At 37.9% G+C, this 14,028-nt stretch carries 13 protein-coding genes; 2 read left to right on the forward strand and 11 right to left on the reverse strand.

Annotation, left to right across the window (positions count from 1 at the left end):
- Window positions 1-4: 4 nt before the first annotated feature.
- The 8 genes from tsaB to LQ201_RS23225 all read right to left on the reverse strand — a co-directional run bounded on the left by tsaB (window position 5) and on the right by LQ201_RS23225 (window position 5,695).
- Window positions 5-700 (reverse strand): tRNA (adenosine(37)-N6)-threonylcarbamoyltransferase complex dimerization subunit type 1 TsaB, encoded by a 696-nt coding sequence (gene tsaB, locus LQ201_RS23190; RefSeq protein ID WP_230146054.1) that lies wholly within the window; start codon window positions 698-700, stop codon window positions 5-7.
- Between the two features lie 581 nt (window positions 701-1,281).
- Window positions 1,282-1,512, reverse strand: coding sequence for a membrane protein insertion efficiency factor YidD (yidD, locus tag LQ201_RS23195; protein WP_215128375.1), 231 nt, complete (start codon window positions 1,510-1,512; stop codon window positions 1,282-1,284).
- On the reverse strand, window positions 1,496-1,894 hold the full coding sequence (locus tag LQ201_RS23200) for a ribonuclease P protein component (protein ID WP_230146055.1): 399 nt from the start codon (window positions 1,892-1,894) through the stop codon (window positions 1,496-1,498). The genes yidD and LQ201_RS23200 overlap by 17 nt, the downstream gene beginning before the upstream one ends.
- 67 nt (window positions 1,895-1,961) lie before the next feature.
- Window positions 1,962-2,120, reverse strand: a complete 159-nt coding sequence (gene rpmH / locus LQ201_RS23205) for a 50S ribosomal protein L34 (RefSeq protein ID WP_010601723.1) — start codon at window positions 2,118-2,120, stop codon at window positions 1,962-1,964.
- A 676-nt stretch (window positions 2,121-2,796) separates the two neighbouring features.
- Window positions 2,797-3,531 (reverse strand): LytTR family DNA-binding domain-containing protein, encoded by a 735-nt coding sequence (locus tag LQ201_RS23210; RefSeq protein WP_029280416.1) that lies wholly within the window; start codon window positions 3,529-3,531, stop codon window positions 2,797-2,799.
- On the reverse strand, window positions 3,509-4,570 hold the full coding sequence (locus tag LQ201_RS23215; RefSeq protein ID WP_230146056.1) for a sensor histidine kinase: 1,062 nt from the start codon (window positions 4,568-4,570) through the stop codon (window positions 3,509-3,511). Before LQ201_RS23215 ends, LQ201_RS23210 begins: the two co-directional genes overlap by 23 nt.
- Complete coding sequence (locus tag LQ201_RS23220) at window positions 4,560-4,907, reverse strand: DUF4288 domain-containing protein (RefSeq protein WP_230146057.1); 348 nt, start codon at window positions 4,905-4,907, stop codon at window positions 4,560-4,562. Before LQ201_RS23220 ends, LQ201_RS23215 begins: the two co-directional genes overlap by 11 nt.
- A 23-nt stretch (window positions 4,908-4,930) precedes the next feature.
- On the reverse strand, window positions 4,931-5,695 hold the full coding sequence (locus LQ201_RS23225; protein WP_230146058.1) for a LiaF domain-containing protein: 765 nt from the start codon (window positions 5,693-5,695) through the stop codon (window positions 4,931-4,933).
- A 132-nt stretch (window positions 5,696-5,827) separates the two neighbouring features.
- Here LQ201_RS23225 and LQ201_RS23230 point away from each other — a divergent pair, with 132 nt between their 5' ends.
- Entirely contained in the window at window positions 5,828-6,700 is an 873-nt protein-coding gene (locus LQ201_RS23230) for a ChaN family lipoprotein (RefSeq protein WP_230146059.1), read from the forward strand.
- Window positions 6,701-6,744: 44 nt separating this feature from the next.
- Here the strand turns inward: LQ201_RS23230 and mscL are convergent, their stop codons facing one another.
- Window positions 6,745-7,134, reverse strand: a complete 390-nt coding sequence (mscL, locus tag LQ201_RS23235; RefSeq protein WP_230146060.1) for a large-conductance mechanosensitive channel protein MscL — start codon at window positions 7,132-7,134, stop codon at window positions 6,745-6,747.
- A gap of 165 nt (window positions 7,135-7,299) precedes the next feature.
- Between mscL and rpoN the strand changes: the two genes are divergently transcribed.
- On the forward strand, window positions 7,300-8,772 hold the full coding sequence (gene rpoN, locus LQ201_RS23240) for an RNA polymerase factor sigma-54 (protein ID WP_230146061.1): 1,473 nt from the start codon (window positions 7,300-7,302) through the stop codon (window positions 8,770-8,772).
- 465 nt (window positions 8,773-9,237) lie between these two features.
- Here rpoN and LQ201_RS23245 read toward each other — a convergent pair whose 3' ends face one another.
- Both LQ201_RS23245 and LQ201_RS23250 read right to left on the reverse strand, forming a co-directional pair.
- Window positions 9,238-10,248: a type IX secretion system membrane protein PorP/SprF gene (locus LQ201_RS23245; protein ID WP_230146062.1), complete on the reverse strand. Its 1,011-nt coding sequence runs from the start codon at window positions 10,246-10,248 to the stop codon at window positions 9,238-9,240.
- A gap of 1 nt (window position 10,249) precedes the next feature.
- A complete protein-coding gene (locus LQ201_RS23250) occupies window positions 10,250-13,807 on the reverse strand; it encodes a PKD domain-containing protein (RefSeq protein WP_230146063.1) in 3,558 nt (1,185 codons plus the stop codon).
- Window positions 13,808-14,028 lie beyond the last annotated feature (221 nt).

Raw genomic sequence — 14,028 nt, forward strand, 5'->3', positions numbered from 1 at the left:
CGACTTAGCCCTGTGCTTGTTGTTTTTTAGATTGCGTAACGACAAAATCTTTCAGGTAAAAAGGTTCGAAATAGGCTACATCTTCAAATTTACCGTTGCTGAAAGCTTTGTTAGCTAACCGCGACATGTATGTTGCAGCATTGAAATTAGCCTCATCAAACTTTGCATTTTGGTGTGTTAAAACTTCAGCGCACTTGGCTGCTCCATCGCCTAAAAAAGTAACAGTTTGCGGTGAAAGATAATCAGTGAAACTTGTTTCATCAATAATTTTTGCTTCAGTTGGCGTGATTACGTTTAGAGAACGGTCGAAAATTGAGGTATACACTTCCATTCTGCGGGCATCGATCATTGGACAGATTAAACCAAAATAATCAGGATTTTCCATTAAGAAACCTGCAGCCATCATCTCTAGCGTTTCAATAGCGATTAATGGCTTATCTAGCGCATAACAGAGTCCTTTTGCCGTAGAAACACCAATTCGAAGCCCTGTGTAAGACCCTGGGCCTTTACTTACCGCAACAGCATCCAATTCCTGATAGCTTACGCCTGCCGTTTTAAGCACCTCATCAATAAACAGGGTTAAATTAGCAGCATGCAGGTTTTGTCCTTTTTCTTCTTTAAATGAAATCGTTTCGCCGTTGATAGATAGCGCTACAGAACAAATTGCAGTAGCCGTTTCTATTTGAAGTATTTTAGCCATTGCGCAAAGATAAGTAAAAATGAAAGAGAAGATAAGTTTAGAGTTGAGAGTTTGGCGTTTGGAGTCAATTAACCGATTTAAACAATTAACTGGGGCAATTATCCATCGTGGTGTGTCATCCTGAGGGTTAATTAATTGTTTAAAATCAACATGAGTGACGTACAATTGATGTCTTTTGCCATACGTCACGATCTTGCCTCGGCTCACCGCCGCCGAAGGGCTCTTTCTTTTTGGCATCAAAAAGAAACAAAAAATGCCGGCTGAAAATTTTTCTTTCGAAGCTAGTGGGTTGGCTTGAGGAGTGCGGCCCGAAAAATTTGTTAGGCCGGGTTTAAGTAGAACGGGGATACGGTGCTGCGGTCTAGTTGGGCGGAAATACAAAATCAGTTAAAAGATTGATTAATAAAGTCTTGTAAAATAACGTCAATGGTAGCGTAGTCGAAGGATCTTTACTCGAATTTCGACTCAATTTAACCAACTTACAATCTAAAAGATTCTTCAGCTCGCTCATATCCCCTGCCTCGAAACGACGAATGTAGTATGAACTAATGACTAATGAACAACTGAACTAATAAACCCATCTAAGGAACAGGATCGTGACCATGTTTGCCCCATGGATGACAACGACCAATGCGCTTCAGTGCCATCCAGCCACCTTTAAATGGGCCGTGCTTTTTAATGGCTTCTATCCCATACTGCGAGCAAGTTGGCGTAAACCTGCAATTTGCACCCAGCATTGGCGAAATGGCATATTGATACACCTTGATTAAACCTAAAAAAAACCATCCGAAAATTTTATTGATGAATTTCATTTGGCTGGATTAAATTTTGAAAACGTTTAAAAGTAGCAATCAGTTTTTTCTCGATAAAGGCAAAATCATATTTTTCTTTACCCACAAACTGAATAGAAATCAAAAGCAATCCCCTATCATTAGGTAAAGGCAAATATAATTTATCTTGTTTATTTAGGCGATAAGCTTCGCGTATGCGGCGCTTGAGCAGATTGCGATCTACTGCCCGTTTATATCTTTTTTTAGGAACGTTGATTACCACCTGCGCTTGCACATCAGCCGGTTGATCGACAAAAAGATAAGAAATCCGGAAGGGGTATAATAAAAAAGAAGAACCGTTTTTAAACAACAGGTCTAAATGTTTCCTGCTGCATAACCGTTCTTCTTTCCTGAATGTGTACATATATTTTTGATTGATAACTGCAGATTTTGATCTGCCGATCCCGAATTAACGGAAAAGCAATCAAAAATTATGCTTTATGCTTGCGTTCGTCAGAAACCGTTAATCTTTTTCTTCCTTTAGCACGACGTGATGCTAATACTCGTCTGCCGTTAGCTGTTGCCATTCTTTCGCGGAAGCCGTGTTTGTTTCTTCTCTTTCTTTGCGAAGGTTGGTATGTTCTTTTCATGACTGTATATTATCTATTGTAAAATTAAGAGGTGCAAATATAAAGCGATTTCTCTACAAATGCAAGAGTGATTAATTATTATTTTTTCTATTTAAGTGCAAATGTAATAATTCTTTTGAAAAAGATGCCCAGTGGGTACTTAAAATATGTGCTTGTATGTTTTATTATTTCACCAAACCTCCTACAGAACGAAATATAAATATTTTTTTTCCACCCATGATCTATCCGATGCAATGTCATCCTGAGGGTTAATTTATTTTATAAAATCAATATTAATGACAGGAGAATTTAAGAGATTAAATCCCCTCCAAGTATCGTCATTGCGAGAAGGCTTTTTCAGCCGACGAAGCAATCTTACAACGATCGCTACTAGCGTGCGCATTAAGATTATTCATTTTTGCAGTTGCTTTTAAAGGCATTCATGAGCTCACTCTGTTCGGTTATCTTCGTGCCTCGCAATGACGACCTTTCTAGGGAGGTCTGTCAATGGTAGCGTAGTCGAAGGGCAAAAAGATTGTAACGGAAAGCAGGGCCAACAATAATTTTAGCACTCAATTGCTTTCCAAAAAAGATCTTCATTTTCCCTATCAGTTGCCATCTCATCAACCAACAAAAAACTCAGTAATATCATTTCGGTCGGTGAGACACCAACCGATAGATTCATTCGAAGGGTAAATTACAAGCCCAACGCGGCTTTCAATTTCACGTAGCCGGTTTTGCTTACAGGCAGCCATATATCAGACTTTAATAACACAACATAACTATCTTTCTCTTTTAGCTCTATTTTGGTCACCTGGGCCAGGTTAATGATGTATGACCTATGGATACGGATAAACTGGCTCACATCGAGCGTTTGTTCGAAATAAGCCATCGTTTTATTCTTATAGAAAGCACCGTCAACAGTACTTAATTTCACATAATCATCATCAGCCTCTAAATAGTTGATATCGGCAACAGGAATAATTTTAATTACACCATCTTTTTTAACCACTACCCTATTGTTTTGTGCCGGACTTAAAGCCGCTGCATCCAAAACAGCCTCCGTATTTTCGGTTTGATTTAATTTGTTCGGCAGTTTTTTAATGGCCGCATCAAAGCGCGATTTATCGATGGGTTTAAGCAAATAATCTACTGCATTAACCTCAAAAGCTTTAATGGCATATTCATCAAAAGCTGTAGTAAAAATTACTGCAGGTTTATCTTCAACGAGCTCGAGCATTTCGAAACCGCTTATTTTAGGCATTTGGATATCCAGAAAAATTAAATCAGGCTTATGCAGGGTAATGGCTTTTAAACCTTCGAACCCATCACCACATTCGGCTACAATCTCTATTTCTGCATGATCTGAAAGGTAATATTTTACAATATCTCTTGCTAAAGGCTCATCGTCAATTAGTATTGTTCTGATCATTTTTTTGTGGAATTTTTAGGGTGGTAATATATAAATTATTTGCCTCAATATCGGTTTGCAACAGATGGGTATTCGCAAATAACAGATATAACCTGCGTTTAATGGCACTTAAACCAAATCCTGTTCCTCCGGCAGCCTTCATTTCTGGATCAAAAGGATTTTGTACCCGGATCTGCAAAATATTATACTCAACGGTAACATCTATCTTGATGGTAATGCCTGCGGAAGTGTTATAAAGTCCGAATTTAATAGCATTCTCTACAATGGGCTGCAATAGTGTACCTGGCAAACAAAGGTTTAAAGTATCTTCAGCCACATTAACTTCGATATTTAACCTGTGGCTAAACCTCACCTTCTCAATATCAAGATACAATTGGATGTACTCCATTTCCTCTTCTACCGAAACCCACAATTCGTCATCACGTTTTAGGGTTCCACGAAGAAAAGAAGCTAATTTCATTATCATTACGCCTGCCTCTTTCGGATTAACCATGGTAAGTGCAAATACCGAGTTTAAGCTATTGAAAAGAAAATGCGGCTGTAATTGGTGTCTTAACTTATTTAACTCGGCCTCTTTGGCTAAACTTTTAGCTGCCGATAGTCTTTCGTGTGTTTCTGATTGCTCTTCTAATCTATACCATAAAATATTAGCCAAAGCACACCAGGCTAAACACATAAAAGAAATTAAACCCCTAAAGGCAAAAGAGAAATTGTAAAAATCTTTATATTCCTTATAATCAGAAAAAATATAGAGCACCACATATTTTGAAGCGAAAATAATCACAAAAGTAAGCGCAAGCGTGATGATCAGTACGTACAGTATCCGCTCATTTTTTGGCTGGTAATACCCAAGCATGTTACTGATGCCAATGCAGGCCAAAGCCAATAAAAAATTATTGGTTAAGCTATCGGTTATTGATATCCACCAGGAAAAATTAACTACATAATGCAATCCTGCACCACACAAAACAGTCCACACTATTGCTATGGTAAGCGATATTTTCTGTATTTGCGGAACGGATAAAGGTCTAGTTGTCAAAATGGTTTTGATTAGTTAATGATTTATTGCGGTGCGCTAGCTTTTCCAGGTATTGCGCAACCGATTTTGGCTCAACAATCCTGGAACTTACTTCTACACCATCAGCAAGTTCTTCCACTGCCGATATTCCACCTACACCTAAAAACTTCCATACCACTTTATCACCATTACAATTATTAAAAGATGGGTTAAAATGTACAGCATTTAATTTGGCTTTATCTAAAGCCTGCGCAATCCCCTCTGCCTGGATTAAACGCGTTTGTTCATTAAACTGGGGCGTATGTTTTCCCTCACCACAAATTACCTGATAGATACAATTTACTGCAAACCATTTCATAGGCGATGTTTTATAATAAATGTTTAGAAACTTTTAATTTCGATCCCTCCAAATAAAGCCGTCCCATCTAAAATCAATGTTTTTTTCATCTCTGCAACCGGCATTACATGCGATCTTTTATCTTCAACGCTACCAAATAATGCCGTTACGTTCGATTTTATTGCCCAGTTTTGTGGTACAATTAATTTGATTCCTCCAAAAACTGCCGTTACATCAAGCGACACCGTTTCAGGGAAATCAGCCTGAGTCATTACAATATCTGCTCCTCCAAATACAGCCGTAATATCGCCGCCCTGAAAGTTTTTAGAGTAGACCGTTTGGTTACTTCCCCCAAAAACGGCCATTACATCAATAAGATCATTATTATTTGTGGTCTTCTGATCGGCAGCTGTATCAAAATCGAAATCGGCTTTATGCTTATCTTTAGGTTTTTTCTTAAACACAAAAGCATCCTTTGGTCTGAAGATTAAAAACCCACCTACTATAACCAAACCAATACCTAAAGCGTATTTAGATAAATCAAGATCTAACCCAGGTATATTACTTAAGGTATTGTAAGCGCCGATCAAAATCAAAATTAGCCAGGCTATTCCTTTAAAGTTACGACGAACGCCGATAAATACACCAAGTGCAATTAAAAAATTAGACCAGCTGAATATCCATCTCGGAATATTTAGTCCCATGTTGTTCAATAGAAATGCAAATCCGATGATGACTATGATGAAACCACTCCAAACTCGTCCTGAGTTTTTAATGTGGTTGTTATCGTTTTTATTAAGATTATCCATGTGTGTTCATATTTAATAATCCAAAAGTATTGATAAACAATACATCATAATATACACAAGGTGCAAGAACTCGGTAAAAGACGGTAAGTGCCCTTATTTTATCGGTGAAAATTATTTTGTTATTTTGATGGTATGAAATTTTCACTATTAATGTTTGTTTTTGCTATTTCTACCAGCTTATATGCACAGGAAATAAGTAACCATTATAAGATTTACGATGTAAAAAAACAGAAATCCATTTCAATGAACGATATTGTTACTGATATGGACAAGGCTGATGTTTTATTCTTTGGCGAAGATCATAATGATTCTATAGGTCATTATCTGGAAGCAGCGCTTTTTAAAAGACTTCATTCAAAATATCCATTAAAAACGGTACTGTCTTTAGAAATGTTCCATACCGATGTACAACCTGAGGTAGACGAATACCTGGCAGGATTAATTTCAGAAAAGAACTTTATCAAAGAAGGCAGGGCCTGGGGCAATTACAAAGATTATAAACCTTTAATGGAGTACGCCAAACAAAATAAGCTAAAAGTTATTGCTGCAAATGCCGCTGCGCGTTACAGCAATGCCGTTACCATGGGAGGGCTTAAAGTTTTAGAAAATTTCCCAAAAACATCATTTAATTTTTTACCACCCTTACCCATTGATACGGCTCAGGGTAGGTATTATGAAAAATTTACAGAAACTCTGGGTGGCCACAGCATGGGCTCGATGAAGATTTACCAAACGCAAAATTTATGGGATGCGACCATGGCATGGTCTATAAATAAGTTTCTTAAGGCAAACAGAGGCTTTAAGGTTTTTCAGCTTAATGGCCGTTTCCATAGCGATGAAAAACTGGGAACATTAGCAAAACTTGCACAATCAAATCCAAAATTAAAAATCCTGAACATTTCGTCATTTTCTGACGAAAGCTTTGCCAATCCCAATTGGGAAAAATTTAAAAATCTTGGCGATTATATCATTATAACCGATCCAAGTGTAAAAAGAAGTTATTAAAGCAAAAAAGCCGCCCCTTTTTACATCTGGGACGGCTATTGATATTATGCTTTTGCTTTTAATAAATCTCTGATTTCGGTTAAAAGCACTTCTTCTTTTGTAGGTACGGGAGGAGCCGAAGGCGCAGCTTCTTCTTTCTTTTTTAAATTATTGGCACCTTTAATAATAAGGAAAAGAACGAATGCAACAATAATAAAGGTGATTACCTGCGAAAGGAAATTCCCATATTTTATCGCGGTACCTGCAATGGTAAGTTTGCTTAAGTCTTCCAGTCCTGCTGCTTTTAGTGCCGGCCCCAAAACCGCTGGAGTTATTATATCTTCAACCAGAGAACTAACAATTTTGCCAAATGCAGCACCAATGATTACACCCACAGCTAAATCGAGTACATTTCCCTTAACTGCAAATTCTTTAAATTCTTTAATAATGCCCATATTTCATTAAGTTTTAGTTTTTTATTACTAAAGTAGCAAACATTAAACTCAATACAAACGTTTAGCAAATAATTTTAAAACCAAACATATCGATAGCATTTAAGTCAATTCAGCAGAATATCTGAAATCTATTGTTTATTTTTGCCCCATCCTTTTATATTTACTATGCTTAAGCAACACTTACAACAAAAATTATTACAAAAGTTATCACCGCAACAAATACAGTTTATTAAACTGTTGCAGGTGCCAACCGTTGCTTTAGATACCCGTGTAAAAGAAGAACTTGAAGAAAACCCAGCGCTTGAAGACCCAAGCTTAATGACTCAGGATGAGCCAAAGAGTGAATATGATGATCTGAATGACGGGCCCGAAGATTACGAACAATCATCAGAAGATACCAGCATGGATGAATTTAATGTAGATGATTATTTACAGGACGATTCTACCAACGATTATAGCACCAACTATAATAATGGCGATGACGATGAAGAGAAAAAAGAAACTCCAATTGCCATTGAAAGTACTTTTTTTGAAAGTTTACAGGAGCAATTAGACCTTATTCCATTATCCGATCAGGATTTCATTATTGGTAAACAGATTATCGGGAGTTTAGATGATGATGGTTATTTACGCCGTCCGCTGGGCTCCATGATTGATGACCTTGCCTTTTCTCAGAATGTTATGGTTGAGGAAGAGGATGTACTGGAAATGTTAAAACTGATTCAAAGTTTCGACCCTCCAGGCATTGGTGCAAGAGACCTGAAAGAATGTTTGTTGATCCAGTTAAAAAGGAAAGACCCGAACAATCCGATTATAGTAAAAGCAATGAATGTTGTAGAAAACTATCTGGATGAGTTTACGCGTAAACATTACGATAAATTAGAAAAAAGCTTAGGTTTAGATAGTGAAGAACTTAAAGAGGTTGTAAACGAAATTTTGCGTTTAAACCCAAAACCAGGTGATGCCAATCAGGTTACCACCAAACAAATGCAGATTATTCCTGATTTCCATATCAGTAATAATGATGGCGTATTGATTTTGACGCTAAATTCGAAAAATGCACCAGAACTAAAGGTAAGCAGATCTTACCAGGAGATGTTTGAGCATTACGACAAAGCTTCATCAAAAGATAAAAAGCTGAAAGAGGCCGTGCAGTTTGTGAAGCAAAAATTAGACTCCGCCCGATGGTTTATCGATGCGATTAAACAAAGACAACAAACTTTGTTAAAAACCATGAATGCCATTATGCACTACCAATATGAATATTTTTTAACAGCCGATGAGCGTAAAATGCGCCCAATGATCTTAAAAGATATTGCCGATAAAATTGATATGGATATTTCAACCGTATCAAGGGTGGCAAATTCTAAATACGTGCAGACTGAATTTGGTACTTTCTTATTAAAATCATTCTTCTCAGAAGCAATACAAACCGAAAATGGTGAAGAAGTTTCGAATAAAGAGGTTAAAAAAATATTGGAAGACTGTATTGGGAACGAAGATAAACGCAAACCTTTGGCTGATGAAAAATTAACCGAAATTTTAAAAGATAGAGGTTATAACATTGCCCGAAGAACCGTTGCAAAATATCGTGAACAAATGAATATTCCGGTAGCAAGGCTAAGAAAAGAACTTTAGCCAGTTGGCAGTTATCTGTTTACAATTCAAGTTTACAGTTACTTATTTAAATTATTGAATTGTAAATTGCCAAAGAAAGCGTTGCGAGCCAAATATAACTAGTGTATTTATTGTGACTGGGAAATGAACAGTTCTGTGTGCTTGGCCGTCTGCAGTCCTGCCATTCGCTATAGTCCCGATGAAACCTGTGAAACAAGCAAGCACACCATAAAAAGCGAAAAATAGTGCTTAAATCGGGAGCTGCCGCTGCTGTCAGGTTTAAACACAAAGTTGGTGCACCCTGCAACCTCAAAAATGAAAAACTGCCCTAGCCATTTAGCCCCGGTTGCAGCGCTACCCTGCAGCGAGGAGGTACGACGAAGCGAAGCGTAAAAGCGAAAGACGGGAGGAAACTTCCTGTTCTATACAGGTTTTGCGCTCCGATTTACAAGCTGAATATTTTGCAGAAGCCTAAACACCAGCATGTTACCACATTTTAATATACGATGGCACCTTATAGATATTATTCAACAATAGGCCCAATACAATTTCATGGCTGCCGTTACTCACCTGATTTAATTGTGAAGTGGTAAAATCGTACGAATAAGTTAAATTAACCATTTTCCCAACATTGAAACCTGCCATTGCTGCAAACGAATCATCTTTACGATAACTCCCTCCTAACCATATTTTGTCTTTAAAAGCCAGTTTAAGGTTTAAATCAACAGAAACCGGTGCAGGTGATACGTATTTTACCATCACCGATGGTATTGCAGCAATTTCATCATCAAAGAAAAACTTATATCCTGCCGTAGCAAAATAATGTGGTGCCTCTTTGCCTAAATTATAACTATTATCGCCGGTGAAGCTTAATTTTTGTGGTAAAATCTGCTGTACCGATAAACCGGCAAACAACCTTGCGCCATATAACCATAAACCAATACTCAAATCGGGTTTCACCTGGTTAATCAGCGCCCTGTTCATAATCGGATCTATTGGTGTGTCGAAAGTAAGTGCATTTACATCTAACGAAATACTCGAAATGCCCGCAGCAACACCTGCCGAAAGATTAAAATTATTACTCAATTGAAGATGGTAAGCGTAAGTAACGTTTGCGTCCAGTCTTTTTATTGGGCCAGTTTTATCCAACACGGCCGTTACCCCCATTCCATGATGCGATGGCGACGACATGTAGTTTTGCATATAATTACGGTCCATCGGATTACCTGTTTGCTCGGGGAAAGAAGTTAGCGCATTACTCCACAATTGATTATCGCCCAATGCCCAATGTGCCGATACAAATGAAGTTTGAGGCGCATCGGTAATACCTGACCATTGTTTACGGTAACCGGCTTTAAAATCAACGTAATTTTCAATTCCTGAGAGCGCCGGATTTAGCAGATACTGATTAAAAATGTATTGGGTATACTGTGGCTTTTGTTGTGCAAACCCCTTAAATGTTGCAAAAAGTGCAAATATGATGATGAGCTTCTTCAATTTATCTGATTATAGTGAGCGGGCCAGTTATTGTTTTTCGTCCGTTACGCGGGTTGATAATATAATAATAAACACCTACCGGAAGCGGTTCATTTCGGTAATTCCCATCAAAAGGAATTTTATATCCAGTGCTAAAAAATACCCTGTTTCCATTTCTGTTAAAAATTTCGACGGTAGCATTTGGATAAGAGTCTAAATATTTAATGATCCAGGTATCGTTTACATTATCGCCATTTGGCGTAAAGGTATTAGGTGGATTTAATACTTGCAAAACTTTTACCAATACCGTCGATGTTGTGGCGCATCCGTCAGGCTGTGTGGTTGCTGTAAGCGTATACTCAGTATCGTTATCTGGTGATGCAATTGGATTTAATACATCCGTTTTATTCAAACCTGTTGCAGGCGACCAATTATATTTCAAATTAGTACCTTCTGCAGTGGCGGGGATCTCGATCTGTCCGCCTGCCAGGATATAAATTAATGTACCTGCATTGGCCACAGGAGATTTATATACCTCAATTGTATTGGCAATGGAACTAGGACAACCATTACTCCCCGTAAATGTATAAGTGATGGTATGCGGCCCAAGCCCTGCAATTTTCGGATTAAAAGTACCATCTTCCTTTATGCCATCTCCAGAATATTTGCCATCACCTCCGGTCACCTCTTCTTCAGCTTTCTGTTTTGCCTGTGTAATTAAAACGGTGCCATCGGCCTCGCAAACCGGAGCCATATCATCAAACACCAATTGTGGTACTGGTTTTAAGATAAGTGTTTTATCCGAAAATTTAGAACAATTTTCTCCTGAATAAGCCACAAGCCTGATGTTGAATGTACGATCTGCGGTGCCACCAAAACTGTCGTACTTAAGAACAAAAACTTCGTTATTATCCGGATAAGGGATTGTTTTATAAATGGAAGTTTCCCTACCAAAATCTCTGTAAATCTCGATTTTTGTAATGTTGCCTGTAAATACAGTAGACATATTTTTGATCATGATATCCTCGCTCACACAGCTATGGTCGTTAATAATTTCAAAATCTGCTGTTTTAACATCACCGTTAACGGTAAACTGTTTTGGCCTAAAGCTTTCGCAACCATCCGGGTTCTTCACAATCAGCGTTACATTATAATTTCCTGTGGCTGTCGGCGTAAAAGCACCATCGACACCCGTTGTAGTGGCTATTACATTATTGTTATTATCCATGTATTGCCATACAAAAGTTAAACCGGTTGTACTTCCGTCTGCATTCTTGGAGGTATTTTTAAATCTGGCCACGCCATCGGCTAAACAAAAATCAGGAAGTTCGAAATCAGCAGATTGTGGATCAATTACGGTTACAATTTTACTTTTCACTAAACTTACACATCCTTTATCACTTTCTGTCGTTAGTGTAATGGTATAAGAACCAATAGCACCGTATTGATGGATGGGGTGCTGTTCAGTAGAAGGCGTACTTCCATCCCCAAAATCCCAGGTCCACTTCACAATAGTTCCGGGGCTTTCAATCGTTGATTTTTCGGTTAAAATTATCGGTCTGCCTACACATAAACCTTTCACATCAAAATCGGATACAGGCTGAGGATTAATCACGATTGGAAATGCGGAAGATGTTCCTGAACATTTCGAATCTGTTGTAGCGGTTAAAACTACATTATAAGCACCTGGGCGATCGTAAACATGAATAGGGTTCTGTTCAGTAGATGTTTTTTCGTCACCAAAATCCCATAACCATTGTGTAATGCTCCTCGAATTTGAATTGGATGCACTTGTGTCGGTAAATTGAACACCATTGGATTGGCAACCAGTGGCTGGTAATTCGAATGCCGCTGTAGGTTGATTATCAACTGAAAAATCAATGATCAATTCTTCTGTATTACCACAATTATCTGCGTTGGGCTTAGTGGCAATTACTTTAAACTGATAATCGCCAGGATTGGGATAATTCAGGTCGTTAGGATACTTATAAGTGTAATACGTATTATTATCATTTGGCCTCGTAAAGGTCTTTATTGCCACCGGATTATCATCCGTAAAGTTTGCCGCTCCCTCAATCACCCAATCTATTTTAATGGCCTGATAGGGCAAGTTTATAGTTAAACTGATGGGCTCCCCTAAACAACCGCTGCTAATGGGTTGTCCCGTAACCATACTGGTAGGCTGAAAAGTAAAGTTCTGAATATTTGCACCAGCTAAGTACGCATAAGATTCTACCGGCCCATAACCGTATGAAATCGCCGAAAAACCACCTGCTGCAGATAATCTGTGCTGGGGCTGCGTATTGGTTACATCAATTACAGCATAACTAAAAGTGTTATCAATAGCTATAAAATTATTCACCGGATTCCCATCCAGTCTGAACGAAGCTATATCTGCTGTTTTAATAATTACATTCAGGTAGTATTTCAAGATCTGGGTAGGCACTCCTACTGATCCCAAATCCGAGAAAACCGTAATATTATTTAGTGTCTGCTCTACAGGATTAAGCACCGTTATTTCAGGGTCACCCGGAAATTGATATTGGTTGGTATTGCTGCCATTGTTTAGATTACAAGTTTGAGAAGTCTGGTATTGTGCCACAGCAATTGGTTTAGAACCAGAAATTACATTTGCTGAAGTAGAGAAAAAGGTAACTACCACTCCCTTATTATATGGATTAGAAAGCGGGGTTCCATTGGCGCTAGTAGTACTCCCATTAACGGTTAATATAGTATTATCGTCAGCTACAATTATCCTCACAATATCGGTATTACCATGAAGTGTATTATAAAAAGGTGCAGTTACAAAATTTTTTCCCCATGCAGAAACTGGAAAAACCTGCTGATACAGGTTATCGCCACCACCCGGATTGCGGCTATTACCTTCATTGCAAAATGCTGCCCAGGTATTACCTGTAAATACGGCTACAGGATTACAGTTTAAGGCTTTAATGTGGCTTCCTGTTAAATCACCAACTGATTGATATTGATAAACATCCCCACTATCCAACTTAATGGTAAATGTCGTATTTGCCGCCCTTCCCCCATATCTCTCGTTTTGTTTAGGGGTAATTTCGACATCTGTATTATCAACCGTCGCCACAATTGTAAATTGTGAAAAGCCTTGTTGATTTCCATGGTTTTCATAGCTAAAAGCATAATATTCTTGTCCTAAAGTATTGGTAGGCAATACTAAAGTACCTCCCGTACGGGCATTATTAGAAATAATGCTATACAATGATATTGCTTTAGTGGTAACCACGTGAATGGCTTTATTGGATTCTATTAAATTGGAGCTACTCATTAATACTGCATAATCATTTGGATTGATCACAAATGGTAAACAGGTATTGGCAGGTACTGTAGCGCCTGCCGGAGAAATTAAAGTATTACCGACATAAACTTTATATTCAGTAGCCTGATCTGCAGATAAAAATAAGGTTAACCTTGACCTATCCCCATCGATATGGCCGGCATAAGGAACATAAAAATCTTTTCCCTTATTTGATGTGTTTTGAGCAAAAGATAAAGATGTTGCAAAAAGCAAGATAAGCAAAACCAATAACCAATGCCTGCTCATTACCTATCAGTTTAATTTGAAAACGTTATACATGTTTGTTTGATTAGATATGCAATATACTATTAATCAAATCACAAGAAAAAACAATTGGTAGAATTTTAACAATTTAAGCGGAAAAAATCACCTTTCGTGTAATAAACCACGGCAGTGGTGTAAAAAAGTTTTACATAAATGTATAATTCTTATGAGAAGAATTAATAAGATAAAACCAAAAAGCCACT

Origin of the sequence: Pedobacter sp. Bi126, assembly GCF_918698245.1 — a bacterium.
Taxonomy (GTDB): domain Bacteria; phylum Bacteroidota; class Bacteroidia; order Sphingobacteriales; family Sphingobacteriaceae; genus Pedobacter.